This is a genomic window from Streptomyces sp. NPDC002853 (assembly GCF_053591915.1).
This window is the reverse complement of sequence record NZ_JBSFUS010000001.1, coordinates 23862-48887: the sequence shown is the minus strand read 5'-3', so window position 1 is coordinate 48887 and position 25026 is coordinate 23862. Positions and strand designations below refer to the sequence as shown.

The 25026-nt window shown below is 71.3% G+C and carries 24 protein-coding genes; 17 read left to right on the top strand and 7 right to left on the bottom strand.

Annotation, left to right across the window (positions count from 1 at the left end; genetic code table 11):
* Nucleotides 1–82: 82 nt before the first annotated feature.
* Nucleotides 83–364 (bottom strand): Lrp/AsnC family transcriptional regulator, encoded by a 282-nt coding sequence (locus ACWD02_RS00250; RefSeq protein WP_363208281.1) that lies wholly within the window; start codon nt 362–364, stop codon nt 83–85.
* Nucleotides 361–1092, bottom strand: a complete 732-nt coding sequence (locus ACWD02_RS00245; protein ID WP_451202776.1) for a rhomboid family intramembrane serine protease — start codon at nt 1090–1092, stop codon at nt 361–363. The genes ACWD02_RS00250 and ACWD02_RS00245 overlap by 4 nt, the downstream gene beginning before the upstream one ends.
* Nucleotides 1093–1230: 138 nt before the next feature.
* Between ACWD02_RS00245 and ACWD02_RS00240 the strand changes: the two genes are divergently transcribed.
* The 5 genes from ACWD02_RS00240 to ACWD02_RS00220 all read left to right on the top strand — a co-directional run bounded on the left by ACWD02_RS00240 (nt 1231) and on the right by ACWD02_RS00220 (nt 6688).
* Complete coding sequence (locus tag ACWD02_RS00240; RefSeq protein ID WP_363208279.1) at nt 1231–1470, top strand: hypothetical protein; 240 nt, start codon at nt 1231–1233, stop codon at nt 1468–1470.
* A 34-nt stretch (nt 1471–1504) separates the two neighbouring features.
* Complete coding sequence (locus ACWD02_RS00235; protein ID WP_451202773.1) at nt 1505–2854, top strand: NYN domain-containing protein; 1350 nt, start codon at nt 1505–1507, stop codon at nt 2852–2854.
* 317 nt (nt 2855–3171) lie between these two features.
* On the top strand, nt 3172–4203 hold the full coding sequence (locus tag ACWD02_RS00230; RefSeq protein WP_451202770.1) for a C40 family peptidase: 1032 nt from the start codon (nt 3172–3174) through the stop codon (nt 4201–4203).
* Nucleotides 4204–4427: 224 nt separating this feature from the next.
* A complete protein-coding gene (locus ACWD02_RS00225) occupies nt 4428–5453 on the top strand; it encodes an NlpC/P60 family protein (RefSeq protein ID WP_451202768.1) in 1026 nt (341 codons plus the stop codon).
* Nucleotides 5454–5491: 38 nt separating this feature from the next.
* Nucleotides 5492–6688: a hypothetical protein gene (locus ACWD02_RS00220; protein WP_451202765.1), complete on the top strand. Its 1197-nt coding sequence runs from the start codon at nt 5492–5494 to the stop codon at nt 6686–6688.
* Here ACWD02_RS00220 and ACWD02_RS00215 read toward each other — a convergent pair.
* Complete coding sequence (locus tag ACWD02_RS00215) at nt 6645–7919, bottom strand: glycosyltransferase 87 family protein (protein WP_451202763.1); 1275 nt, start codon at nt 7917–7919, stop codon at nt 6645–6647. The genes ACWD02_RS00220 and ACWD02_RS00215 overlap by 44 nt on opposite strands.
* A 114-nt stretch (nt 7920–8033) precedes the next feature.
* Here ACWD02_RS00215 and ACWD02_RS00210 point away from each other — a divergent pair, with 114 nt between their 5' ends.
* A complete protein-coding gene (locus tag ACWD02_RS00210) occupies nt 8034–9176 on the top strand; it encodes a glycosyltransferase family 4 protein (RefSeq protein ID WP_451202760.1) in 1143 nt (380 codons plus the stop codon).
* Nucleotides 9177–9357: 181 nt separating this feature from the next.
* On the opposite strand, the gene ACWD02_RS00205 is transcribed toward ACWD02_RS00210, so the two are convergent.
* Nucleotides 9358–11154 (bottom strand): AMP-dependent synthetase/ligase, encoded by a 1797-nt coding sequence (locus ACWD02_RS00205; RefSeq protein ID WP_451202757.1) that lies wholly within the window; start codon nt 11152–11154, stop codon nt 9358–9360.
* Nucleotides 11155–11473: 319 nt separating this feature from the next.
* Here ACWD02_RS00205 and ACWD02_RS00200 point away from each other — a divergent pair, with 319 nt between their 5' ends.
* From ACWD02_RS00200 to ACWD02_RS00175, 6 genes are all read left to right on the top strand, one after another.
* Nucleotides 11474–12244 (top strand): metallophosphoesterase family protein, encoded by a 771-nt coding sequence (locus tag ACWD02_RS00200; RefSeq protein ID WP_451202754.1) that lies wholly within the window; start codon nt 11474–11476, stop codon nt 12242–12244.
* A gap of 90 nt (nt 12245–12334) precedes the next feature.
* Nucleotides 12335–12775 (top strand): SRPBCC family protein, encoded by a 441-nt coding sequence (locus tag ACWD02_RS00195; protein WP_451202751.1) that lies wholly within the window; start codon nt 12335–12337, stop codon nt 12773–12775.
* Nucleotides 12776–12835: 60 nt separating this feature from the next.
* Nucleotides 12836–13972: an ArsA family ATPase gene (locus ACWD02_RS00190; RefSeq protein ID WP_451202748.1), complete on the top strand. Its 1137-nt coding sequence runs from the start codon at nt 12836–12838 to the stop codon at nt 13970–13972.
* A gap of 73 nt (nt 13973–14045) precedes the next feature.
* On the top strand, nt 14046–14516 hold the full coding sequence (locus tag ACWD02_RS00185) for a DUF5304 domain-containing protein (RefSeq protein ID WP_451202745.1): 471 nt from the start codon (nt 14046–14048) through the stop codon (nt 14514–14516).
* A gap of 54 nt (nt 14517–14570) precedes the next feature.
* Nucleotides 14571–15512 carry an ROK family glucokinase gene (locus ACWD02_RS00180; protein WP_363208268.1) on the top strand — a complete coding sequence of 314 codons (942 nt, stop codon included), beginning with the start codon at nt 14571–14573 and terminating at the stop codon, nt 15510–15512.
* A gap of 98 nt (nt 15513–15610) precedes the next feature.
* A complete protein-coding gene (locus ACWD02_RS00175) occupies nt 15611–16366 on the top strand; it encodes an endonuclease/exonuclease/phosphatase family protein (RefSeq protein ID WP_451202742.1) in 756 nt (251 codons plus the stop codon).
* Between the two features lie 26 nt (nt 16367–16392).
* Here ACWD02_RS00175 and ACWD02_RS00170 read toward each other — a convergent pair whose 3' ends face one another.
* Together ACWD02_RS00170 and ACWD02_RS00165 are read right to left on the bottom strand one after the other, a co-directional pair.
* Nucleotides 16393–17058, bottom strand: a complete 666-nt coding sequence (locus tag ACWD02_RS00170; RefSeq protein ID WP_451202739.1) for a hypothetical protein — start codon at nt 17056–17058, stop codon at nt 16393–16395.
* On the bottom strand, nt 17051–17830 hold the full coding sequence (locus tag ACWD02_RS00165) for an alpha/beta hydrolase (protein WP_451202737.1): 780 nt from the start codon (nt 17828–17830) through the stop codon (nt 17051–17053). Before ACWD02_RS00165 ends, ACWD02_RS00170 begins: the two co-directional genes overlap by 8 nt.
* A 156-nt stretch (nt 17831–17986) precedes the next feature.
* Here ACWD02_RS00165 and ACWD02_RS00160 point away from each other — a divergent pair, with 156 nt between their 5' ends.
* From ACWD02_RS00160 to ACWD02_RS00140, 5 genes are all read left to right on the top strand, one after another.
* Nucleotides 17987–18733, top strand: a complete 747-nt coding sequence (locus ACWD02_RS00160) for a lysophospholipid acyltransferase family protein (protein ID WP_451204301.1) — start codon at nt 17987–17989, stop codon at nt 18731–18733.
* A gap of 69 nt (nt 18734–18802) precedes the next feature.
* Complete coding sequence (macS, locus tag ACWD02_RS00155; protein WP_451202736.1) at nt 18803–20065, top strand: MacS family sensor histidine kinase; 1263 nt, start codon at nt 18803–18805, stop codon at nt 20063–20065.
* Complete coding sequence (locus ACWD02_RS00150) at nt 20062–20769, top strand: response regulator (protein WP_451202735.1); 708 nt, start codon at nt 20062–20064, stop codon at nt 20767–20769. The genes macS and ACWD02_RS00150 overlap by 4 nt, the downstream gene beginning before the upstream one ends.
* Before the next feature lie 146 nt (nt 20770–20915).
* A complete protein-coding gene (locus ACWD02_RS00145; RefSeq protein WP_365822779.1) occupies nt 20916–21953 on the top strand; it encodes a 6-phosphofructokinase in 1038 nt (345 codons plus the stop codon).
* Nucleotides 21954–22063: 110 nt separating this feature from the next.
* The gene (locus ACWD02_RS00140; protein ID WP_451202732.1) at nt 22064–23068 is read left to right on the top strand and encodes a 2-hydroxyacid dehydrogenase; all 1005 of its coding nucleotides are present in this window, start codon (nt 22064–22066) and stop codon (nt 23066–23068) included.
* Here ACWD02_RS00140 and ACWD02_RS00135 read toward each other — a convergent pair.
* On the bottom strand, nt 23065–24936 hold the full coding sequence (locus ACWD02_RS00135; RefSeq protein ID WP_451202730.1) for an anthranilate synthase family protein: 1872 nt from the start codon (nt 24934–24936) through the stop codon (nt 23065–23067). The two genes, ACWD02_RS00140 and ACWD02_RS00135, sit on opposite strands and share 4 nt — an antisense overlap.
* Nucleotides 24937–25026: the final 90 nt, after the last annotated feature.

Genomic DNA, 25026 nt, shown 5'->3' with positions numbered 1-25026 from the left:
GGGGCGTATCGCGTCGGAAGCATGAGCCGCAGATGAGGAAACCCTCATCCGGCAAGCGGATGCCGGGCCGGGGCCGGACGCCTCAGGAGTCGAGGCCGATCGCGAACGCCGCCTCGAGGTCGTGCTGCGAGTACGTGCGGAACGCGACGTGCGTGTCCGTCCCCTCCACGCCGGGGATCTTGCTGATCTTGCCGGGGATGACGTCGGCCAGGTCGTCGTGGCGCGAGACGCGCACCATGGCGATCAGGTCGTACGTGCCGGTCACGGAGAAGACCTCGCTGACGCAGTCGAGGGCGGCGATCGACTCGGCGATCTCCGGGATCCGGTCCACGCTGGTCTTGATGAGCACGATCGCGGTGATCACGGCTGACTGTCTCCCTCGGTAACCGGTGCTGGCTTCTTCACTCTAGCCGTCCACCTGTAGCGCCCCCACGCGTACAGAAAGCCCAGGGAGAATCCGACCAGGTGGGCCAGATAGGCCACTCCGGGCCCCGCCGCGCCCTGCCAGGCCGCGAGCCACTGCAGCACCACCCAGAAGGGCAGCACCACCCACGCAGGGAACCGCAGCGGCAGGAAGAAGAGGAACGGGAAGAGGCTGGTGACCCGCGCCTTCGGGAAGAGGCTCAGGAAGGCGCCGAGCACCGCGGAGATCGCCCCCGACGCGCCCACCAGGGTCTGGTCGGAGCCCGCGTGCGCGACCGCGTAGGCGAACAGGGCGAGATAGCCGCAGCCGAGATAGAAGAGCGCGAACTGGACGTGCCCCATCCGTTCCTCGGCCATCGCCCCGAAGACGAAGAGGAAGAGCATGTTGCCCAGGAGGTGCAGCCAGCTGCCGTGCACGAAGAGGGCGGTGGCGGGGGCGAGCAGGGGCCGCGCCGCGCCGCTGAACAGCTCGGAGGGAATCACCCCCCAGCGCTCGAAGTAGGCCTGTTGGGCGGCGAGCACCTCGTCGCCGGTGCCGTACGCGGGATTGAGGCCGGACACCGGCGAGATCACGAAGACCAGACAGCAGGCGGCGATCAGGCCGTACGTCACCGGGGCGGACTGCCCCCTGAGCATCCGGCCCGCCGTCGTACCCCATGCCTTGATCATGAACAGAGCATGACGTAAGGGCAGCAAACCGTACAGAGCGCCCCGCCGGGTGGGAGGCCGCCGCATGGAGACCCTTACAGGCCTTAGGGTTACGGGCACCACGCACCATGGAATTCCGAAGGAAAGCGAACAGCCACGATGACGGTTCCTCTGCCGACCGACACCACCAGGTGGCGCTGCCAGCTCTGCGGCAACCTCACGCGCTTCGACGTGACCCGCAGTTCGAAGGTCGTCGAATATGTGCACCTCGACCTGGCCGGTGAGTCGAACATCGAGGAACGCGAGGTGGTCAGTGAGACCATCGAGTCGGTGCGCTGCCGCTGGTGCAACGCGGTGGACCAGGTGGAACTCGTGGACAGGCCGGGCGCCGGCTCCTGACGGAGCGGGCCCCGCACAGCTAGTGGGGTGACGGATGGTGGAGAGCGCGAGCGGGGAGCCGGACGACGGCGCCGCTGAGGTGCTCGACCGCCCGCTGCCCGACGGAGTGCGCCGACGGGTCGTCCAGATCGTCTCGGACGGCTTCGGCGGCCTCACGGTCAGCGAACTGCCCGCACAGTTGCGGCAGTACGCCCGCTTCACGCCGACCCGGCGCACGAAGTTCGCGGGCAACGCGATGGCGGCGGCCCTGGAGGGCGACGCGCTCTTCCGGCAGCGCATCGGCGAACGTCTCAGAGAGGCGCAGCCCGAGCTCACCGGCGCCCTGGACGCGGGCTCACCGCCCCCGGCCGCGGACCCCCTCGACGTGGCGGCCGCGGCCTATGTGCTGCGTCCCACCGGCTGGGTGAAGCTGGTGACCGCCGCGGGCGAGGAGGCCCTGCGGGCGGACGCCGAGCGCGTCGACGACGAGACCCGGGCCGAGCTCGAACGGCTGCGCGAGGAACTCGCGGCGGCCCGCGGCCAGACGAAGGCCGAGACGGAGCGGCTGCGCACCGAGCTGGAGTCGGCGAAGAGGGAAGCCGAATCGATGCATCGCAAGCTGCGCGGCGCTCTCAGCGACGTCAAGCGCGGCGAGGCTGCCCTGCGCAAGGCCGCTGCCGAGTACGACGCCGCGCGGGCCGAAGGCCAGGCGCAGCTGTCCGCAGCCGAGAGCGAGGGCCGGCGGCTCAAGGCCCGGCTCAGTGAGACCGAGGCCGCCCTTGAGGCCAGTCGCAGGGCGGCGCGCGAGGGCCGCAGCGTCGAGGACATGCGGGTGCGGCTGCTGCTCGACACGGTGCTGGAGTCCGCCCAGGGGCTGCGCCGCGAACTGGCCCTGCCGCCGGTCTCCGTGCGGCCCGCCGAGACCGTGGACGCCGTCGAGCCGGGGCGGATGACGCCGAAGGACATCGCCGCGCGCGCTCTCTCCGAGAACGACCCGGCGATCATCGACCAGTTGCTCGCGCTGCCGCAGGCGCACATGGTCGTGGACGGCTACAACGTCACCAAGACCGGCTATCCGACGATGCCCCTGGAGAAGCAGCGGCTGCGGCTGCTCGGCTCGCTCTCGCAGCTCGCCGCACAGACCGGCGCCGAGATGACCTGTGTCTTCGACGGGGCCGAACTCGCCGCGCCCGTACTGCTCGCGCCGCCGCGCGGGGTGCGGGTGCTGTTCTCCAAGGCGGGCGTCACCGCGGACGAACTGATCCGCCAGCTGGTGCGCGCCGAGCCTCCCGGCCGCCCCGTGGTCGTCGTCTCGACCGACCGCGAGGTGGCCGACGGGATCGCGAAGGCGGGTGCGCGGCCCGTCGCTTCGGCCGTTCTTCTGAAGCGGCTCTCGCGCGGCTGACGCGCGCCGTTCCCGCACGCCCCGCGTACGCCGGTTTCGCACTCCTAAAGGGGTGCAAGTAACTCCTGCGCCCTATGCCCGAATTGGGGCGCCGGTGACGCGACGTAGCGTCAAGAGATCATCACCGGCTGTGCGTTATCGGTAAAATATGCCTCCCGCACCCCACTTTTTGCCGGTCAGGATTTGAACTGATCACAAGAAGGTCACTAGGGTCTCGCCTCGAACCTCCGCTCGGTTGATCACCCATCCGGGGTGACAGCGGTGGTACCCGCCGACCGGGTCTCGGTAGGCGGCTGGAGGAAGAAGGAGCCGCCTTCGTGGCGTCCCACCGTCGACCCAAGCAGCCGAGCCGCGCGCGCGTGACCGTGCTCACCGCGACCGCCGCCGCTGCCGTCGCACTCACCTCCCAGGCGGCCAACGCGACGCCGAGCGAGAAGCCGAGCAAGGACGAGGTCAAGTCCAAGGTCGACAAGCTCTACGAGGACGCCGGCCGGGCCACCGACCGGTACAACGGCGCCAAGGAGAAGCAGGAGAAGCTCGAGAAGGAGATCGGCGAGCTTCAGGACAAGGTGGCCCGCGGCCAGGAGGACCTCAACGACCTCCGCGGCGGCCTCGGTTCGATGGCCAGCGCGCAGTACCGCTCCGGCGGCATCGACCCCTCCGTCCAGCTCTTCCTCTCGGCCGACCCGGACGACTACCTCGACAAGGCGTCCACCATGGACCAGTTGAGCAGTCAGCAGGTCGAGGCGCTCAAGAAAGTCCAGGAGAAGCAGCGGACCCTCGCGCAGGAGCGCAAGGAGGCTTCCGACAAGCTCAAGGACCTCGCCGACACGCGCAAGGAACTGGGCAAGAAGAAGAAGGAAGTCCAGAGCAAGCTCGGCGCCGCCCAGAAGCTGCTCAACACCCTCACCGCCAAGGAGAAGCAGGAGCTCGCCGCCAAGGAGCAGCGCGCGAGCCGCGACGCCGGCGACCGCGTGGACCTCGGCAAGGAGGCGCCGGCCTCGCAGCGCGGCCAGGCCGCCCTGAGCGCCGCCGCGACGCAGATCGGCAAGCCGTACGTCTCCGGCGGCAGCGGCCCCAACTCCTACGACTGCTCCGGCCTGACGCAGTGGGCGTACAACCAGGCCGGTGTGCAGATCACCCGGACCACGTACACCCAGCAGAACGACGGCCCGAAGATCGGCCGTGGCGAGCTGAAGCCCGGCGACCTGGTGTTCTTCAACAGCCTCGCGCACGTCGGTCTGTACGCGGGCAACGGTCAGGTGCTGCACGCCCCGAAGCCGGGCGCCGTGGTGCGCTACGAGTCGATGTCGACCATCGGCTCCTTCCAGTTCGGCGTCCGCATCTGAAACGACCGGAGTGCCGCCCAAACGGGCGAATTCCGGCAACTCACGCTGACCCCACGCCCCGTCGGTGACCTGCGTCTCCGGCGGGGCGTCACGTTGTGTGCACGGCAGGGTCTTTGGCCGTGACGTGATCCCACGGCTACTCTCGCGCCCATTCCCCCGACGCATCGGGGGATTTTCCCCCGGTTCGCCCGGGGGTCCGTCATGCGGAGGGAGAGCGGCTTCCCGTGGGGTCCCATCGTCGTCCCGCGCTGTCCGGTCTGGACCGGAGCACGCGCGTAACCGTCCTGTCAGCCGCCGCGGCGACCGCCGCGGCCGCCTTCGCCGCACCGGCGGGCGCCGCACCGCAGGACACCCCGGCGACCACCAAGGCCAAGGTGGACCGCCTCTTCGAGCAGGCCGAGAAGGCCACCGAGGCGTACAACAAGGCCGACGAGCGCGCGGACACACTGCGCGAGCAGGTCGAGCGGGCCAAGGACAGCGTCGCCCGCGGCCAGGAGCGCATCAACACGATGCGCGGCGCGCTCGGTTCGCTCGCCGGGGCGCAGTACCGCTCGGGCGGCATCGACCCCTCCCTGGTCCTGATGCTCTCCTCCGACCCGGACGGCTACCTGGACAGGGCGGCCACGCTCGACCGCATCAGCGTCCGGCAGGCCGGTGAACTGACCGATCTGCAGCAGGCCCAGCGCAGCCTCGCCCAGGAGCGCACGGAGGCGGGACACAAGCTCGCCGAGCTGGAGAAGAGCCGCACCGCCGTCGCCCGCCAGAAGCGGAGCGTCGAACACAAGCTCGCCGAGGCCCGCCGGCTCCTGAACTCGCTGTCCTCGCAGGACCGTGAGGAGTACGACAGGTCGTCGCGCTCGGGACGTGAGGAGATGCCGGACCTCGGGAGCGCGGGGCCGTCCTCGTCGCGGGCCGCGGCCGCCATCGCGGCGGCGCGGTCGGCGATCGGCCGCCCCTACGTGTGGGGCGCCAACGGCCCCTCCGGCTTCGACTGCTCGGGCCTCACCCAGTGGTCGTACGCGCAGGCGGGCGTCGGCCTGCCGCGCACCTCGCAGGCCCAGCGCCATGCGGGGCGCCAGGTGCCGCTGGCCCAGGCGCAGCCGGGTGACCTGGTCGCCTACCGCGACGACGCCAGCCACATCGGGATGTACATGGGCAACGGCCAGGTCGTGCACGCCCCCTACCCCGGTGCCGCCGTGCGCTACGACCCGGTCGGCATGATGCCGGTCTCGTCGGTGACGCGGATCTGACCGGCGGTCCGCGGCCCGTTGCCCTTACGATCTGAAACGTGGCTGGTCGCGGGCGTGGGGCGTGGGTGTCGGGGATCTGTGTCGCCCTGCTCGTCGGGTGCGGCGGACCCACGGCGTCCGATGCCGCGCCCGGCGACGTGCGCAGGCTGCTCGACCGGCGGGCGGACGCGCTGCTCGACCGGGACGCGAAGGCGTACCGCGCGACGGGCCGCGACGCCGGAGCCGCCGTGGCCTACGACAACCTCCGTGAGGTCCCGCTGGAGTCCTGGCAGTACCGCCTGACCGCGTTCCGGCGCGACGGCGCGCGCGCCACGGCGACCGCCGACCTGCGGTACCGCATCAAGGGCTACGACAGCGAGCCGCTCATCACCTCGCGCTCGCTCACGCTCCAGGAGCGCGACGGGCGGTGGTACGTCGTCGCTGAGCGGCCCGCGAAGAAGGCCACGCAGCAACTCTGGGACCAGGGGCCGGTGACGTCCGTACGGGGCGCTCAGAGCCTCGTGCTCGGCGTGGGACGCGGCGAGCGGGAGAAGACGACGCTGCGCGAGTACGCGGCCCTCGCCGACCGGGCGGTTCCCCTGGTGCGGGACGCCTGGCAGGGGAAGTGGCCGCGGCGGGTCGTCGTGATGGTGCCCAAGTCCCTCGACGGCATGGCGGGGCTGCTCGGGGCGCCCGCCTCCGGCTACCAGGGGATCGCGGCGGTGACCACGGGGGAGACGGGCGGCTCCGGCGAGGCGCCCGCGGACCGGATCATCGTCAACCCCGAGGCGTACGGCGTGCTCGGCGACTTCGGCAAACAGGTCGTGCTCACCCATGAGACGACCCATGTCGCGACCCGCGCGCACACCTCGCGGGCGACCCCCTTGTGGCTCTCCGAGGGCTTCGCCGACTGGGTGGGCTACCGCGGCACGGGCCGCACCGCCGCACAGGCCGCCCCCGAGCTGCGCAGCGCCGTCCAGGAGGAGCGACTGCCCGGCGCGCTCCCCGAGGACGACGACTTCGGCTTCAGCGGGGACGCGGGCAGGCTCGCGCAGGCGTACGAAGGGTCGTGGCTGGCCTGTCGGATGATCGCGGACCAGTGGGGCGAGGAAAGCCTGACGGACTTCTACGAAGCCGTCGGCGAGCGCGAGAAGAGGCCCGGCGCGGTGGAGGACGCCCTGCGGGACGTCCTGGACATCTCCCTGGAGGAGTTCACGGCGCAGTGGCGTAGGTATCTGCGGGCCGAGCTCGGCTGACCTCCTCGGACGCCGACGCCGACGCCCGCGCCCGGGTCCGCGGTTCGGACACCGTCTGCCGCCACAGGTTCCGGCAGGCGAGCAGCGCCGCCGCGACGAGCAGGCCGTTGCGCACGAAGAGCAGGGTGATGCCCAGCGGGTCGCTCGCCACCACGTGCGAGAACCACACGGGGAACTCCAGGAACGTGACGAACGTGGCCGCGAGGACCAGGCGCGCGGGCAGCGCCATGCGGCTCGCGCGAAACGCCGTGCACACGGCGGCGACCCCGACCAGCCACAGCAGGTACTGCGGGCTGATCACCCGGCTCGTCGTCGTGAACAGCAGAACGGCGACGAAGGCCGCGTCCGCGACCGTGCTCGCCGACCACTCACGGGCCCGGAGCCGCCACCCGATGAGCCAGCAGAAGGCGGCCACGGAGAGCCCCTGCGCCACCGTGCTGACCAGCGTGACGTAGGGGCCGAGGAACTCCACCGAGCCGTAGTTGAGCTGCACCTCGCCCTGCCAGCCGAGGTGGCGCGCGACGTGGAAGACGAGCGCGCCGAGCGACTCGACCTCGGTGCCGCGGTCGCGCTGGAAGGTCAGGAAGGCGAGCGCGCCGGGCATCGTCACCAGGAAGGCGAGGGTCAGGCCGAGGGCGGTGGCGGCCGCCGCGCCCCAGGAACTCCGGGTGGCACGCGCGCGTGGCATGCCGACGAGCAGCAGGGCGGGCCACACCTTCAGCAGCGCGCCGAACCCCGCGAGCGCCCCCATCACGCGGGGGTGCCGTGCCCCGGCGAGCAGCGCGGCGACCGCGACGGCCGTCACCATGACGTCGTAACGGGCGTAGACGGTCGGCCCGAGCAGCGCCACGCCGAGGACCCACACCCAGGCCCCACGGAGGGACTTGCCGGGCCGCCGGCCCGCGTACAGGAGCAGTCCGCAGACGAGCGCGTCGGACAGGAAGGCGAGCACGAAGAACGCCGACGTGTAGTCCACGAAGGGCAGCAGGGCGGGGGAGAGGACCGCGAGGGCGGCGGCGGGCGGGTACTGCCAGGTGACGTCGTCGAGGGGGAAGGTGCCGGTCCGCAGGACCTCGTACCAGCCCTGGTAGATGACGGCGACGTCGCTGGTCACGTCGGGGCCGGGGGCGGTGAGCACCTTGAAGACGCAGAGCAGAAGCACTGTCCTGGTCAGCACCCAGACGGTCAGGATCCGCGCCACGCGCACCACGCCCCTTTTCGGATACTTCATTGTGGTTCGTGGAGCCATGATGCCGGGCGCGGCCGTGGATGGGCGATGAGGCGGGGCCGTCCGGAGGGCGAGGCCGTCCCACGCCCCACCGGGCTTTGGGTACTGTCGGCGACGATGCACAAGACCCTGATCGTCACGAACGACTTCCCGCCCAGGCCCGGTGGCATCCAGGCGTTCCTGCACAACATGGCGCTGCGCCTGGACCCCGAACAGCTCGTCGTCTACGCCTCCACGTGGAAGCGGGGACGCGAGGGCGCCGAGGCGACCGCCGCCTTCGACGCGGAGCAGCCCTTCAAGGTCGTACGCGACCCCACGACGATGCTGCTCCCGACGCCGCGCGTCACGCGGCGCGCGGTCTCGCTGCTGCGTGAACACGGCTGCGAGTCGGTGTGGTTCGGGGCCGCGGCGCCGCTCGGCCTCATGTCGCCCGCGCTGCGCAAGGCGGGCGCGAGGCGGCTCGTCGCCACGACGCACGGGCACGAGGCGGGCTGGGCGCAGCTGCCCGCGTCACGCCAACTGCTGCGGCGCATCGGTGATTCGACGGACACGATCACCTATCTGGGTGAGTACACGCGCTCGCGCATCGCCGCCGCGCTCTCGCCTGCTGCGGCTGGGCGGATGGTCCAACTGCCGCCGGGCGTCGACGAGAAGACGTTCCACCCGGGCTCGGGTGGGGCCGCGGTACGGGCCCGGCTCGGTCTGACGGACCGGCCGGTCGTGGTGTGCGTCTCGCGGCTTGTGCCGCGCAAGGGGCAGGACACGTTGATCCTGGCCATGCCGCGGATTCTGGCTCGGGAGCCTGAAGCGGTGCTCCTCGTGGTCGGAGGCGGCCCTTACGAGAAGGAGCTGCGGAAGCTGGCCGCCGAGACCGGGGTCTCGGACTCCGTTCGCTTCACCGGCGCGGTGCCGTGGGAGGAACTTCCCGCGCACTACGGCGCGGGGGACGTCTTCGCGATGCCCTGCAGGACCAGGCGCGGGGGCCTTGACGTGGAGGGCCTCGGGATCGTCTACCTGGAGGCTTCGGCCACCGGCCTTCCCGTGGTCGCGGGGGACTCCGGCGGGGCGCCGGACGCGGTGCTTGACGGTGAGACGGGGTGGGTCGTCCGGGGCGGCTCCCCGGAGGCGGCCGCGGACCGGATCGTCACCCTGCTCGGGGACGGGGAGTTGCGGGCTCGGATGGGGGAGCGGGGCCGGGAGTGGGTCGAGGAACGGTGGCGCTGGGATCTCCTGGCGGAGAGGCTGCGGGAGCTGCTGTGAGCGCCTGCGCCTGAGGGGTTGCCGCTGGGCGCTGCGTGCGACTGACGGCCGTCATGGCCTGAGCGCGCAGTTCCCCGCGCCCCTTCAAAGGGGCGCGGGGAACTGCGCGAGCAACCGGCTACGACCGCAAGGCGCAAAGGAAGCAGCCCCCCTCACGGCGAGTGGGCGGGAACCGTCAACGCTACCCGCGGTAAATCGCCTCGATCTCGTCCGCGTAATCCTTCGCCACAACATTCCGCTTCAGCTTCAGCGACGGAGTCAGATGGCCCGACTCCTCCGTGAACTGCGAGGCGAGGACACGGAACTTGCGTACGGACTCCGCCTTGGAGACCGCCGCGTTGCCGTCGTCCACCGCGGTCTGGATCGCGGCGAGAAGGTCCGGGTCCTCCCGGAGCGACGCGGCCGTGGAGTCCGCGGGCTTCCCGTGGTCCACGGCCCAGCGGCCCACGAACTCGTCGTCCACCGTGACGAGCGCGCCCACGAAGGGCCGCCCGTCGCCCACGACCATGCACTCCGCGACAAGCGCGTGCGCCCGGATGCGGTCCTCGATCACCGCGGGAGCGACGTTCTTGCCGCCCGCCGTCACGATGATCTCCTTCTTGCGGCCGGTGATCCGGAGGTAGCCGTCCTCGTCGAGGGTGCCGATGTCACCGGTGTGGAACCAGCCGTCGGCCAGCGCCTCTTCGGTCGCGCCCTCGTTGTTCCAGTACTCCGTGAACAGGTGCTCGCCGTGCAGCAGCACCTCGCCGTCGTCGGCGATCCGGACGACCGAGCCGGGCAGCGGCTGGCCGACCGTGCCGATCTTCTGGCGGTCCCAGGGGTTGAAGGCGGTGGCCGCGCAGGACTCCGTCAGGCCGTAGCCCTCCAGGACCGTGAAGCCGATGCCGCGGAAGAAGTGGCCCAGGCGCTCACCGAGCGGCGCGCCGCCCGAGATCGCGAACTCGCCGCGCCCGCCGAGGACGGCCCGCAGCTTGCTGTAGACCAGCTTGTCGAACGTCTTGTACTTGATCTTCAAACCGAGCGAGGGACCGCTCGGGGTGTCGAGCGCGCGGCTGTACGCGATCGCCGTGTCCGCGGCCTTGTCGAAGATCTTGCCCTTGCCGTCGGCCTGCGCCTTGGCACGCGCCGAGTTGTAGACCTTCTCGAAGACGCGCGGGACGCCCAGGATCATGGTCGGCCGGAACGAGGCCAGCTCGTCCGTGAGGTTCTTGACGTCCGGCGCGTGCCCCAGCTTGATCGGCGCCATCAGCGCGGCGACCTCGACCAGACGCCCGAAGACGTGCGCGACGGGGAGGAAGAGGAGGACCGAGCACTCGCCGGTGCGGAACAGCGGCTTCAGGCGCTCCACCACGTTGCCGCACTCCGCGAAGAAGCTGCGGTGGGTGAGCACACAGCCCTTGGGGCGGCCGGTGGTACCCGAGGTGTAGACGATGGTGGCCGGGTCGTCGGCGCCCGCGACCGCGCTGCGCTCGTCGACGGTCTCCTCCGAAACCTCGGCGCCCGTGCGGTTCAGCTCGTCGACGCCGCCGCCGTCGATCTGCCAGACGTTGACCAGGTCGGGCAGACGGTCGCGCACGGACTCGACGGCGGCGCGGTGCGCGTCGAGCTCCACGACGATGCCCACGGCGCCGGAGTCCCCGAGGATCCACTGGATCTGCTCGGCCGAACTCGTCTCGTACACGGGAACGGTGATCGCGCCCGCGCTCCAGATCGCGAAGTCGAGGAGCGTCCACTCGTAACGCGTGCGGGACATCAGGGCGACGCGGTCGCCGGGGCGCACCCCGGAGGCGATGAGCCCCTTGGCGGCGGCGCGCACCTCGGCGAGGAAGGTCTTGGCGTTGACGTCCTGCCAGGTGCCGTCCACCTTGCGGCCGATGACGGCGACATCCGGGTGCTGCGCGGCATTTCTGCGGACGATGTCGGTCAGATTGCCGTCCGCAGGGACCTCGTACAGGGCCGGAAGGCTGAACTCGCGCAAGACTGCTGCTCCTACATAGGGCGCCGGCGCCACGGCGTTGTGCGATGCGACGGTGCGGTCCAAGATCGGGCAGGTGCTCCGGGGGGAATGGGGGGAAAGACAGCTGGAGCACTACTGGACTGCCCGGACGTTACCCATGGGTATGGCTTGTTCGGTAGGGGGTCCGGGCCAGATGTTCGGTGCGTCACACGACGTTGTGGTCTGAACCGCACAGTACGCCACGCCATTCCCGACTCGGAAGTAACCGCAGGTCCGCCCCCTTCTCCGTGCTTCTCGGGGCCTCTACCCTCGTTTGCCCGCTCGTTCTAGGGTGATCGGCATGCCAGGTTTCCGGGTCAATGTGGTCAGTGACGTGCACGGCAACACGAAGGATCTCGCCCGCGCGGGCGAGGGAGCCGACGCGCTCGTCTGTCTCGGTGACCTGGTCCTCTTCCTCGACTACGCCGACCACTCGCGCGGCATCTTCCCCGACCTCTTCGGCAAGGAGAACGCCGACCGCCTGGTCGAGCTGCGCACCGCCCGCCGCTTCGAGGAGGCCAGGGAGTTCGGATCCCGGCTGTGGGCGGGCATGGACCGCGGGCCCGCCATCGAGAAAGCGGTGCGCAAGCAGTACGCCGAGATGTTCGCCGCCTTCCCCGTGCCGACGTACGCCACCTACGGCAATGTCGACATACCGACCCTCTGGTCCGAGTACGCGAACCCCGGCACCACCGTCATCGACGGCGGCCGGGCCGAGATCGGCGGCCGGGTCTTCGGCTTCGTCGGCGGCTGCCTGCGCACGCCCATGCGGACGCCGTACGAGATCAGCGACGAGGAGTACGCGGCGAAGATCGAGGCCGTCGGCGAGGTCGACGTGCTCTGCACGCACATCCCGCCGGACGTCCCCGAGCTGGTGTACGACACCGTCGCGCGCCGCTTCGAGCGGGGGAGCCGCGCACTGCTCGCCGCCATTCACAGGACCCGCCCGCGATACGCACTTTTCGGCCACGTTCACCAGCCGTTGACCCGGCGGATGCGGATCGGGGCGACGGAGTGTGTGAACGTGGGTCACTTCGCGAGCTCGGGCAGGCCGTGGGCCCTGGAGTGGTGACGGTGGGCCACTTCGTGCGCGGTAGCCTTCACGCGTCACACACGTACACACCACCCCCCGTACCGGACCGCATCTGGAGGAGCCACAGAGATGGCGGAACACACCAGCTCGAGCATCACGATCGAGGCGGCACCGGCCGAGGTGATGGGGGTGATCGCCGACTTCGCGCGCTACCCGGACTGGACGGGTGAGGTGAAGGAGGCGGAGGTGCTCGACACCGACGACCAGGGCCGCGCCAAGCAGGTCCGCCTCGTCATGGACGCGGGCGCGATCAAGGACGACCAGACGCTCGGATACACGTGGACCGGCGAGAACGAGGTCAGCTGGACCCTCGTCAAGTCGCAGATGCTGCGTTCGCTCGACGGCTCGTACCTCCTGAAGCCCGCGGGGACCGGCACGGAGGTCACCTACAAGCTGACCGTCGACGTCAAGATCCCCATGCTCGGGATGATCAAGCGCAAGGCGGAGAAGGTCATCATCGACCGGGCGCTCGCGGGCCTGAAGAAGCGCGTGGAGTCCGGCGGGAAGTAGCGCCGGCGGGGGAGATCCGCCGCGCGGCGGCGGGACTCACCTCACGTACCGTTCACTCCTATGCGCACCCTCCTCGTCACCGGCCCCGGCGGCTCGGGCCGAACCACTGTCGCCGCGGCCACCGCGCTGTCCGCGGCCCGCGAGGGGCACCGGACCCTGTTGGTCTCCGCCGACCCCCTAGACGCCCTCGGCGCGGACCACGCGAACCTCACCCTCCGCGGACTGACCCCCGGCGACGAGTTCCGTGACGACCTCCTGGCCCTGCAGAACCGCGCGGGTTCCGCGCTCGACCTGCTCGGCGCCGGACGCCTCGACGGCGAGGAGCTCACCCCCCTGCCCGGCAGCGACGAACTGGCCCTGCTGCGCGCCCTGCGCGACGCCGGGCAGGGCGCACACGACACCGTCGTGGTGGACCTGCCCCCGGTGCCCCGCGCCCTCGTGGTCCTCGCGCTCCCCGAACAGCTGCGCCGCTATCTGCGCAGGCTGCTCCCGCCCGAGCGGCAGGCGGCCCGCGCCCTGCGGCCCATGCTCGGCCGCCTCGCGGGCGTCCCGATGCCCGCCTCCTGGCTGTACGAGACCGCGGCCCGCTGGGACACCGAACTGGCCGCCGCGCAGGCCGTGATCGAGGACCCCGGCACGACGGTCCGCCTGGTCGCCGAGCCCGGACCCGCGGGCGCCGACGCCGTGCGCGCCGCCGCCACCGGCCTGGCGCTGCAGGGCCTGCGCACCGACGCCCTGCACGCCAACCGGGTCCTCCCGGACGACACCGCCGACATCTGGCTCGCCGGGCTCGTCACCCAGCAGCGCAAGACGCTGGTCGAGTGGGCACAGACGTCCGGTGACATCCTCGGCACGCTTCCGCACCTGGGCCGCGACCCGCGGGGCGCCGACGACCTGGCCGCCCTGGGGGTGCCCGCCCCCGCCGCGGCCCCGGATCCCGTCCGGTGGCACGTCGCCGACGCCCTCGCCGACGACGGCGTACTGGTCTGGCACATCCCGCTCCCCGGCGCCGTACGCGAAGAACTCGGCCTCATCCGGCGCGGGGACGAACTCGTCGTCACCGCCGGAACCTTCCGGCGCATCGTGCCCCTGCCTTCCGCCCTGCGCCGCTGCACCGTCGCGGGGGCCGGACTGCGCGACGGCGAGCTGCGGGTGCGGTTCGCGCCGGACCCCGATCTGTGGCCGCAGACACGGTGAACGCACAACCGCCGTTCGGGTAACGTCGAGGGTACGAATCCACCTGGACCGCCCTCCGCAGGAGTCTTCCGTCATGAGCGATGCCACCGAGCGCGAAGTGCCCGAACCCGAAGTGGCCGACACCGACGCCGACGCGTGGGAGAAGGCGTGCGCCGAGGACCTCGCGGCGGAGAAGGCCCGGCGCCGCGCCCAGTACGGGCCGCCGCCCGGATCGGCGGGCGAGGAGCTGCGCAAGCTCGTCGACGCCGTCTCGGAGAAGCTGTCCGGACTTCAGAGCCCGTTGCTCGGCGCGGTCGCGCAGGGCGCCGTCGAGCAGACCGTGCGCCAGGTCGTCCAGCAGGCGAAGGCCGCCGTCGAGCCCGTCATCGAGCGCAACCCCGACGTCTTCGACCACCTCGCATCCGCCGGCAGCGAACTGCTCGCCGCCTACCGCTCCGCGGTCGAGGGCCAGGAGGGCCGCTGGACCCGTGGCAGCGACGCCGCGAAGGGCCCCGACCGGCGCGACGAGGGCCCCGGTCCCGCCGAACACATCGACCTGGACTGAACACCCCTCGGGTACGGTTGCCCATAGCGGGGCTCGACCGAAACTGAGGGACACATGGGACTCACCATCGGCGTCGATATCGGCGGCACCAAAATCGCGGCCGGAGTGGTCGACGAAGAGGGCACCATTCTCGACACCCACAAGGTGCCCACGCCGCCGACCGCCGAAGGCATCGTGGACGCGATCTGTGCCGCCGTGTCCGGGGCCGGCAAGGGGAACGACGTGGAGGCTGTCGGCATCGGCGCCGCCGGTTACGTGGACGACAAGCGCGCCACCGTTCTCTTCGCACCGAACATCGACTGGCGCCACGAGCCGCTCAAGGACAAGGTCGAGCAGCGGGTCGGCCTGCCGGTCGTCGTGGAGAACGACGCGAACGCCGCGGCCTGGGGCGAGTACCGCTTCGGCGCGGGCCAGGGCCACGAGGACGTCATCGTCATCACCCTCGGCACGGGCCTGGGCGGCGGCATCATCATCGGCAACAAGCTGCGGCGCGGGCGCTTCGGTGTGGCCGCCGAGTTCGGACACATCCGGGTGGTTCCTGACGGGCTGCTGTGCGGCTGCGGGAGCCAGGGCTGCTGGGAGCAGTACGCCTCGGGGCGCGCCCTTCTGCGGTACGGGCGCCAGCGCGCCAACGCGACGCCGGAGAACGCGGAGATCCTGCTCGGTCTCGGCGACGGCACCGTGGAAGGCATCGAGGGCAAGCACATCAGCGAGGCGGCCCGGCACGGCGACCCCGTCGCGGTCGACTCGTACCGCGAGCTGGCCCGCTGGGTCGGCGCGGGCCTCGCCGACCTGGCCTCGCTCTTCGACCCCTCCGCGTTCATCGTGGGCGGCGGCCTCTCCGACGAGGGCGAGCTGGTGCTCGACCCGATCCGCAAGTCGTTCCGCCGGTGGCTCATCGGCGGGCAGTGGCGTCCGCACGCGCAGGTGCTCGCCGCGCAGCTGGGCAACAAGGCGGGGCTCGTGGGCGCCGCCGACCTGGCGCGCCAGGGCTAGTCCGCGCTGATCGCGCAGGTCGCAGGAGGCCCGCTGTCCCCCTTCCGGGGTGGCGGGCCTCGTCGTGGCACCACCTCGCGGCGCGTATCTTGATCCCCATGGTGACGCTGCCCAACTCCCGCACCGAAGACGACGGTTCAGCCGTGATCCGGGTGCTCAGCTACAACATCCGGTCCATGCGGGACGACACCGACGCGCTGGCCCGGGTCATCGCCGCCTGTGCGCCCGACCTCGTACTCGTCCAGGAGGCGCCCCGGTTCTTCCGGTGGCGCAAGAAGCTGGCCCGGCTGGCGCGCGCAGCCGATCTGGTGATGCTCTCGGGCGGCGCCACCGCGTCGGGGCCCGCGCTGCTCTGCTCGCTGCGGGCCACCGTCGAGCGGACCGAGGACGTGCTGCTTCCGCTGACGCCGGGTCTGCACCGGCGCGGCTTCGCCACCGCCGTCGTGCGCTTCGGCGGGGCCCGGCTCGGCGTGCTGAGCTGCCATCTGAGCCTGCAGACCGACGAGCGGTACGAGCAGGGCGGGATGCTGCTCGACCGGCTTGCCGGGATGGGCGTGGAGCACGCCGTCGCGGGCGGTGACCTCAACGACCGGCCCAAGGGGCGTACGTTCCGCAGGCTCGCCTCGGAGCTGCGGGACTGCTGGGCGACCGCGCCCTGGGGCGGCGAGAACACCTCGACGCCGGGGGACCCGCATCAGCGCATCGACGCGATCTTCGCCACCTCGGGCGTCGAAGTCCTCGGCTGCGGCGTGCCGTTGGAACTCGAAGGGGTGAGCGAGGCGGATCTGCGGGCGGCCACCGACCATCTGCCGGTGCTGGCCGCCCTCAGGATTCCCGCCGCCCGGGGCGCCTAGGGTCCTGCGCGGATCCCCGTGGCGCGTCAGACCACCGCGCCGCGGCCCGGGTCCTCGTTCTCCTCGTCGTCGTCGCCCTTCATCCGTGACACCAGCGTGGCGAAGCCGCCGAGGAAACCGCCGATGCTGAGGGTCGCGAGCCACCACGTCATCTGCCAGCCGAGCAGCACGGTGAGCAGGAGCAGCAGCGGGCCGCCGAGCACCGCGAGCCAGGCGAACTTCGCCGTCACGTCCGCGGCGGGCAGCGGCGGCGGCTCCGGCGGGACGAAGTGGCCCTCGTCGTCCGCGCCCAGGTCGTCGTCCGACGCCTCGGGCGCGGCATAGTCACGCGGGCCGCCGCCGGCAACGCCGGGGGCGAAGGAGACGGAGCCGCCCAGTGTCTTCTTGGAGCCCGAGTCGTCCGGGTTCTCGGGGGCAGTGGGGTTCTTGGTGCTCTTGCCGCCCGCGTCACCCGTGTCGCTCTTGTCGCCGGCCGGGGTGTCGTTCGTCTCCGGCTCCAGCAGGGCCAGGTCCTCGATGGACTTGAACGGCTTGGCACCCGGCGGGTCCGCCGGCTCCTGGCCGTACCCCGCGACGATCGCCTGCCAGGCCGCGTCCTCGTCGAGCGGCAGCCCCAGGCCTTCTGCGGGCTCCTGCCGCTTCTCGGGCTCGCGGCTCTCGCCGTCGGGTTCGATTCGGTCCTGCTCAGCCACCGGTGGCCGTCCCTTCCTTACCGACACTGGGGGCGAGCCGGCCGATGAACGCGTAGCTCTCCTCGAAGATCCGGTCCGCATCATGGTCCAACGTCGCGACGTGGTAGCTCTGTTCCAGGATGGTCTCGGTGACGTCCGTGGACGAGACCCGGCCGAGGATCCTCGCCGAGTCGGCCGGCGGCACCACGTGGTCCTGCGGGCTGTGCAGCAGCAGCAACGGCTGGGTCACCTGCGGCAGTTCACCGTCCACCCGCTGGAAGAACCGGCGCAGGGAGTGCGCCGCGTGCAGCGGAATCCGGTGGTAACCGACCTCCTCCGAGCCCTCGAGTGCGATGTCGCTCACGATGCCCTTCGTGGACGGCACCAGATACCGGGCGACCGGCAGCGCGTGCGCCGCGAGGCCGTGCACCTTGTTCCCCGGGTTCACCACGACGACGCCCCGGACGTCGTCGCCGTGCTTCGCCGCGAGCCGCAGCGCCAGCGCCCCGCCCATGGAGAGGCCGAACACGAAGACCTCCGTGCACCGCTCGAGCAGTGCGCGCAGCTCGCGCTCCACCTCCGCGTACCAGTCCTGCCAGCCGGTGACCTGGAGGTCTTCCCAGCGCGTGCCGTGCCCCGGCAGCAGCGGGAGCGAGACGGTCAGGCCGCGGGCCGCGAGGAACTCCGCCCAGGGGCGCAGGGACTGCGGGGTTCCGGTGAAGCCGTGGCAGAGGAGGACGCCGACCTCGCCGCCCTCGTGGCGGTACGGCTCGGCTCCGGGGAGGACCGGCACTTCGGTCTCCTTCGTCAGATGTTGCTGCGGGGTGGGAGTACTTCACCGTACGCGACCGGACTGACACCGACCAGGGCCGTCGGGCCCTTTGGCCTTACTGCGGGTTAAGGTCTGATCCACACATAACAGGAGGCACTCGGTTTGATCTACGGCGCAATGAAGGTCGCCATCGGAGGGCCGCTGAAGCTCGGCTTCAGGCCCTGGGTGGAGGGCCTTGAGAACGTACCCGCCGAGGGACCGGCCATCCTGGCGAGCAACCATCTCTCCTTCTCGGACTCCTTCTTCCTGCCCGCGGTGATCGACCGCAAGGTCACTTTCATCGCGAAGGCGGAGTACTTCACGTCCCCGGGCGTGAAGGGCAAGCTCACGGCGGCCTTCTTCAAGGGCGTGGGCCAGCTGCCCGTGGACCGCTCCGGCGGCCGGGGCGCGGGCGAGGCGGCCATCAAGAGCGGCATCGAGGTCCTGGAGCGCGGTGAGCTCTTCGGCATCTACCCGGAAGGCACCCGTTCGCCCGACGGGAGGCTCTACCGTGGCAAGCCCGGCGGCCTCGCGCGCGTGGCCCTGGCCACCGGGGCGCCCGTGCTCCCCGTGGCGATGATCGACACGGAGAAGATCCAGCCGCCCGGCAAGGTGATGCCGAAGCTGATGCGGCCCGGCATCAAGATCGGCGAGCCGCTCGACTTCAGCCGCTACCACGGCATGGAGCACGACCGGTTCGTCCTGCGGGCGGTGACCGACGAGGTCATGTACGAGATCATGAAGCTGTCCGGCCAGGAGTACGTCGACGAGTACGCGACGGCGGCCAAGCGCCGCCTCTCGGACGAGGCGAAGGCCGAGAAGGAAGCGGAGAAGAGGGCGGAGAAGGCGGCCGCCGCGGCCGAGAAGGAACGGTCCGGCGCGTAATCGCGTCGTGCAAGGGGGAACCGGCGGGCACCTTGCGGGCCGGCCGGGGGGTGCCATGGGGTGGGGGACATGACCAAGCGCGTTCGTGTCATGAGGATGTCGGTCGAGCAGCCGCTGTGGCGCGCCCTGACCGGCTACCGCGTGCTGACGATGCTGTACGCGATCGGCCTGTTCGTGGCGGCCCACCAGAAATTCGACCGCCCCTGGGTGGCCGTCGCGTACTACGTGGTGCTCGCCGGCTGGACCCTCGGCACGCTCCCGAAGGTCGCGAACGCGGCGAGCTGCACCAAGCGGTTCCTGATCACCGACCTGACCATCGCGCTTGTCGGCATCCTGCTCACGCCGGTCGCCGACTCGCACCAGCGGATCGTCCACGACGGCCCGACGCTGCCGTCGATATGGACGGCCGGAGCGGTGCTCGCGTTCGCGATCAAGGGCGGCTGGCGGTGGGCGGCGTTCGCGTCGGCGCTCGTCGGCGTGGCCAACATCGCGCAGCGCGGCAGGCCCACCCAGGACACGCTCCACAACGTCCTGCTCGTCTGCATCGCCTCCATCGCCATCGGTTACGTCGTCGAGGTGGCCCGCGCCTCCGAGCGCACCCTCGCCCGCGCCCTGGAGATCGAGGCCGCGACCCGCGAGCGGGAGCGTCTCGCCCGCGACATCCACGACAGCGTGCTGCAGGTCCTCGCGATGGTGCAGCGGCGCGGCACCGCGATCGGCGGCGAGGCGGCGGAGCTCGGCAGGATGGCGGGGGAGCAGGAGGTCGCGCTCCGTACGCTGGTGGCGGGCGGCCTGGTCCTGACGTCGCACGAGTCGGAGGACGCCTCGCTCGGAGCCGTGGTCCGCGCGGTGGACGAGCCCGACGATCCGGCCGGCACCGACGGGGGCGAGCCCTGTGACCTGCGGTCGCTGCTCTTCCCGTACGCGGGCGCGAAGGTCACCCTCTCGGAGCCGGGCGCTCCGGTCGCCCTCGCGCCGCAGGCCGCCCGAGAGCTGGCCGCCGCGGTGGGCGCCGCCCTGGACAACGTCCACCGGCACGCGGGCCCGGACGCCGGGGCCTGGATCCTGGTCGAGGACGAGCCGGACGCCGTGATCGTGACGGTGCGGGACGACGGCCCCGGTATCCCCGAGGGACGGCTCGCGGAGGCCGAGGGGGAGGGGCGGCTCGGTGTCGCCCTGTCGATCAGGGGGCGGCTGCGGGACATCGGGGGCACGGCCGAGCTGATCTCGGTGCCGGGCCAGGGCACAGAAGTAGAACTGAGGGTTCCAAGGGCCGCGGCGCCCTCGGAGAACGTACGCGGCACACGGGGGAAGGCAGGCAAGGAACGATGAGCGAGCAGCATCAGCCACAGCGGCAGAACGGCGCGGACACCATGGACACGGTCAGGGTCATGGTGGTCGACGACCACCCGATGTGGCGGGACGCGGTCGCCCGCGACCTCGCGGAGGCCGGGTTCGACGTGGTCGCCACGGCCGGCGACGGCGAGCAGGCCGTGCGCCGCGCCCAGGCCGTCGCGCCCGACGTCCTCGTGCTCGACCTGAACCTGCCCCTGAAGCCGGGCGTCCAGGTCTGCAAGGAACTCGTCGCAGCCAACCCGGCGCTGCGCGTGCTCGTCCTCTCGGCGAGCGGCGAGCACGCCGACGTCCTGGAGGCGGTCAAGTCCGGCGCCACCGGCTATCTCCTGAAGTCGGCCTCCACCGCCGAGCTGACCGACGCGGTGCGTCGCACCGCCGTCGGCGACACGGTCTTCACCCCGGGGCTCGCGGGCCTCGTCCTCGGCGAGTACCGCCGTCTCGCGTCCGATCCGGTGCCCGGCGCCCCGGACGAGCCGAAGGCCCCGCAGCTGACCGACCGCGAGACCGAGGTGCTGCGGCTCGTCGCCAAGGGCCTGAGCTACAAGCAGATCGCCGAGCGCCTTGTCATCTCGCACCGCACCGTGCAGAACCACGTGCAGAACACCCTGGGCAAGCTGCAGCTGCACAACCGCGTGGAGCTCGTGCGGTACGCGATCGAGCGAGGTCTCGACGACGCATGACCCCTCGGGCGACCCCTCATAAGGGTGAACTCGCGTGATCAACTCCCCTTGAACGGCCAGGAATTGACCATCCGGACCGTCCCCGAGTGACCTGGATCACCATTAGCGTGACTCGCATCAGGTCACTGAGGCGAAGGGACGTTTCCATGGCGGCCAAGAAAATCGGAGTACTGACCGGAGGCGGCGACTGCCCCGGGCTCAACGCCGTCATCCGGGGCGTCGTCCGCAAGGGCGTGCAGGAGTACGGCTACGACTTCGTCGGCTTCCGGGACGGCTGGCGCGGCCCGCTGGAGGGCGACACCGTCCCGCTCGACATCCCGGCCGTGCGGGGCATCCTGCCCCGGGGCGGCACCATCCTCGGCTCCTCGCGCACCAACCCGCTCAAGGCGGAGAACGGCATCCGCCGGATCAAGGAGAACCTCGCCAAGCACGAGGTCGACTCCCTCATCGCGATCGGCGGCGAGGACACCCTCGGCGTGGCCGCGCGGCTCACCGACGAGTACGGCATCAATGTCGTCGGCGTACCGAAGACCATCGACAACGACCTCTCCGCCACGGACTACACCTTCGGCTTCGACACCGCGGTGGGCATCGCCACCGAGGCGATCGACCGGCTGCACACGACCGCCGAGTCGCACATGCGGGTCCTCGTGGTCGAGGTCATGGGGCGGCACGCGGGCTGGATCGCGCTGCACTCCGGGCTCGCGGGCGGCGCCAACGTCATCCTCATCCCCGAGCAGCGCTTCGACGTCGACCAGGTGTGCGCCTGGGTGACCTCGCGGTTCAAGGCGTCGTACGCGCCGATCGTCGTCGTCGCGGAAGGGGCCATGCCCAAGGACGGCGAGATGGTCCTCAAGGACGGCACGCAGGACTCCTTCGGGCATGTGCGGCTCTCGGGCGTGGGGGAGTGGCTGGCCAAGGAGATCGAGGGACGGACGGGCAAGGAGGCGCGGACGACCGTCCTCGGGCACGTCCAGCGCGGCGGTACGCCCAGCGCCTTCGACCGGTGGCTGGCCACGCGCTTCGGCCTGCACGCGATCGAGGCCGTGCGGGACGGCGACTTCGGGAAGATGGTGGCGTTGCGGGGGACGGACATCGTGCGGGTGCCTATCGCTGACGCCACGTCGAAGCTGAAGACTGTCGACCCGGCGCTCTACTCCGAGGTGGGGGTCTTCTTCGGCTGATCTCCGGTGGGCGGGTGCCCCTGTGCCGCCGCTTCGCGGCGGAGCTCTCCCACCCGCCCACCCGTTTCCCCGTAGTGCCGTCCTGCCCCGAAATACCTAGACTCGCCCCCATGGAGATCCTCGCCTTCGGCGTGCAGGCCGATGAGAAGCCGTTGATCGAGAAGGCCTTCGCCGCGCACCACGACGTGCGCTGTCTCGACGTCTTCCTCACCGAGGACACCGCCCCCATCGCCGCCGGCTACGAGATCATCTCGACCAGCGTCAACGCCGATCTCGGCAACCGTGTCCTGCAGACCCTCGCGGCGGGCGGGACGCAGATGATCGCCCAGCGTTCGACCGGCTTCAACAACATCGATCTCCTGGTCGCCGAGCGCCTCGGCCTCACCATCGCCCGCGTCTCGTACTACTCGCCGTACTCCGTCGCCGAGTTCGCCTGGACCCTGGCGATGGCCGTCAACCGCCGCATCGTCCGCGCCAGCAACCGCACCCGCGACTTCGACTTCAGGCTCGACGGCCTGATGGGCAGGGACCTGCGGGGCCGCACGGTCGGCGTGCTCGGCACCGGGAAGATCGGCGAGGCGTTCACCCGCATCGCGCACGGCTTCGGGATGCAGCTGCTCGGCTGGGACGTCGCCGAGAACCCCGCGTGCGTCGAGCTCGGCATGAAGTACGTCGCGAAGGAGCAGCTCTTCGCCGAGGCCGACCTGATCAGCCTGCACGTCCCGCTGCTCCCCGCGACGCAGCACATCATCGGCGCCGACGCGCTGCGGATGATGAAGGACGACGTGATCCTGGTGAACTCGAGCCGCGGCGGCCTGATCGACACGGACGCCCTCGTCTCGGAGCTGCGGATGGGGCGCTTCGCGGGCGTCGGGCTCGACGTGTACGAGGCGGAGGCGGGGCTCTTCTTCCTCGACAAGTCCCTCGAGGCCATCGAGGACGACACCCTGGCGCGCCTGGTGACGTTCCCGAACGTCGTGGTCACCTCGCACCAGGCGTACTACACCGTGGACGCGGTCGGGCAGATCATCGACACCACGGTGCGGAACGTCCTGGACTACAAGGAGGGCCGCCGCAGCGAGAACGTGCTCGTCCCGGCGGCCCCCAAGCCCTAGACCAGCACCCCGGAAAGCAGCTCCCGCACGATCGCCGTCCCGCGCAGCGAGAGCACCGACTCCGGGTGGAACTGGACGCCCGCGAAGCCGGGTCCCCGCAGCGCGTGCACTTCTCCGGTGGCCGCGTCCCTGCTCACCTCGATGCCGTGCGCGGCCAGTTCCAGTGCCGTCTCCTCGTCGCAGTGGGCCGCGAAGCTGTTGTAGTAGCCGACCGTCTCCGGCCGCCCGAACAGGTCGATCCGCGTTTGGGCGCCTTGGTACGGGACCTCCTTGCGGACGATCTCCAGGCCCAGTTCCGCGGCCAGGAGCTCATGGCCGAGGCAGACGCCGAGCAGGCCGTGCCGGTGGTCGCGGACTGCCTCGGCGGCCAGGGAGCGCAGGAAGACCATCTTCGGGTCGGCGGGGTCCGAGGGGTTGCCGGGCCCGGGGCCGATGACCAGCGGGCCCTCGTGCGTGCGGACCGCTTCCCGCAGGCCCGGCTCGTCGTAGCGGCGCACGGAGACCGTGAGGCCCGAGGAGCGGAGCAGATGCGCCAGCATCGACGTGAACGTGTCCTCGCCGTCGATCACCAGGGCGTGCCCGGTCAGCTCGGTGGTCTGCTCCTGCATCCGCAGCCAGAACGGCGCGAGCCCGGCCCGTCGGCTGTCGAGGGCCGCCCGTACCCGCGGGTCGTCGGCCAGGGCGGGGCGTACGCGCTCGTCGCGGGGGCGCCCGGGACGTACCCCGAGCGCGGTGAGCACCCCGGCCGCCTTGGCGTGCGTCTCGGCCACCTCGCCCGCCGGGTCGGAGCCCCGTACGAGCGTCGCGCCGACCGGGACCCGCAGCTTTCCGTCCGCGGAGATGTCGGCGGTGCGGATGAGGATGGGGGAGTCGAGGGTCTGCGCGCCGCCCGCGTCACGGCCGATGAGGGCGAGGGCGCCCGCGTAGTAGCCGCGGCCGCCCGTCTCGTGGCGCTCGATGACGCGGCAGGCGTTCTGCACGGGCGAGCCGGTGACGGTCGCCGCGAACATCGTCTCCTTCAGGACCTCGCGCACGTCCAGGGACGACTTGCCGCGCAGCTCGTACTCGGTGTGCGCGAGGTGGGCCATCTCCTTGAGCCGCGGTCCGACGACGACACCGCCCATGTCCCCGACGGTGCACATCATCTTCAGCTCCTCGTCGACGACCATCGACAGCTCCTCGGTCTCCTTGCCGTCGGCGAGGAAGCCGAGCAGATCGTCCGCCGTGGGGCCCTCGGCCGGGTAGCGGTACGTCCCGCTGATCGGGTTCATGACGACCGTCCCGCCGGACATCCGCACATGCACCTCGGGGCTCGCCCCCACAAGCGTCCGGTCCCCGGTGTGCACGACGTACGTCCAGTACGCGCCCCGCTCGCCCACGAGCAGCCTGCGGAAGAGGGCCAGGGCGTCCGCCCGTGAGAAGCCGGGGATCTCACCCTCGTACGTACGCCGGATGACGAAGTTCGCGCCCTCGCCCCGACCGATCTCCTCGCGAAGCACCCGCCCGACGATCTCCCCGTAGGCGGCGTCGTCGACGTCGAAGGCTCCGTCCACGACGTGCACGTCATGGCCGGGCAGCGTCGACAGGGCTTCGGAGAGCGGGAGTTCGTACGTCTCGTCGGGGGTCAGGACCGTGAGCGGCGTGCCGTCGTCGCGTACGTCGAATCCGCGCTCCCTGATCTGCCGGAAGGGGATCAGGGCGAGGCCCTCGTCGGGGATGTCGGCGAGCCGGTCGTACGTGCCGACCGCGCCGATCAGGACCTCGACGGTGTCGTGGTCGTGGCCGGGCGTGCGGCGGCGGAGCACGGCGAACGGGCGGTCGTCGTCGACGAGATCGAGCAGGTGCGGGTGGGAACGGGTGGAATGCATCGGGTCGGTTCCTTCTCACTCGGAGAGGAACGGCCACGCCCCCCGGACCCGGGTCCGGAAAACACTGAAGGCCGCCCCTCGGGCGGCCTT

Excerpts from the sequence above, each read along its gene's own strand:
- ACWD02_RS00245 (WP_451202776.1), bottom strand. The coding sequence starts at position 1,092 with ATGATCAAGGCATGGGGTACGACGGCGGGCCGGATGCTCAGGGGGCAG.
- ACWD02_RS00240 (WP_363208279.1), top strand. The coding sequence starts at position 1,231 with ATGACGGTTCCTCTGCCGACCGACACCACCAGGTGGCGCTGCCAGCTC.
- ACWD02_RS00235 (WP_451202773.1), top strand. The coding sequence starts at position 1,505 with ATGGTGGAGAGCGCGAGCGGGGAGCCGGACGACGGCGCCGCTGAGGTG.
- ACWD02_RS00215 (WP_451202763.1), bottom strand. The coding sequence starts at position 7,919 with ATGAAGTATCCGAAAAGGGGCGTGGTGCGCGTGGCGCGGATCCTGACC.
- ACWD02_RS00210 (WP_451202760.1), top strand. The coding sequence starts at position 8,034 with ATGCACAAGACCCTGATCGTCACGAACGACTTCCCGCCCAGGCCCGGT.
- ACWD02_RS00200 (WP_451202754.1), top strand. The coding sequence starts at position 11,474 with ATGCCAGGTTTCCGGGTCAATGTGGTCAGTGACGTGCACGGCAACACG.
- ACWD02_RS00195 (WP_451202751.1), top strand. The coding sequence starts at position 12,335 with ATGGCGGAACACACCAGCTCGAGCATCACGATCGAGGCGGCACCGGCC.
- ACWD02_RS00190 (WP_451202748.1), top strand. The coding sequence starts at position 12,836 with ATGCGCACCCTCCTCGTCACCGGCCCCGGCGGCTCGGGCCGAACCACT.
- ACWD02_RS00185 (WP_451202745.1), top strand. The coding sequence starts at position 14,046 with ATGAGCGATGCCACCGAGCGCGAAGTGCCCGAACCCGAAGTGGCCGAC.
- ACWD02_RS00180 (WP_363208268.1), top strand. The coding sequence starts at position 14,571 with ATGGGACTCACCATCGGCGTCGATATCGGCGGCACCAAAATCGCGGCC.
- ACWD02_RS00175 (WP_451202742.1), top strand. The coding sequence starts at position 15,611 with ATGGTGACGCTGCCCAACTCCCGCACCGAAGACGACGGTTCAGCCGTG.
- ACWD02_RS00160 (WP_451204301.1), top strand. The coding sequence starts at position 17,987 with ATGAAGGTCGCCATCGGAGGGCCGCTGAAGCTCGGCTTCAGGCCCTGG.
- macS (WP_451202736.1), top strand. The coding sequence starts at position 18,803 with ATGACCAAGCGCGTTCGTGTCATGAGGATGTCGGTCGAGCAGCCGCTG.
- ACWD02_RS00150 (WP_451202735.1), top strand. The coding sequence starts at position 20,062 with ATGAGCGAGCAGCATCAGCCACAGCGGCAGAACGGCGCGGACACCATG.
- ACWD02_RS00145 (WP_365822779.1), top strand. The coding sequence starts at position 20,916 with ATGGCGGCCAAGAAAATCGGAGTACTGACCGGAGGCGGCGACTGCCCC.
- ACWD02_RS00140 (WP_451202732.1), top strand. The coding sequence starts at position 22,064 with ATGGAGATCCTCGCCTTCGGCGTGCAGGCCGATGAGAAGCCGTTGATC.
- ACWD02_RS00135 (WP_451202730.1), bottom strand. The coding sequence starts at position 24,936 with ATGCATTCCACCCGTTCCCACCCGCACCTGCTCGATCTCGTCGACGAC.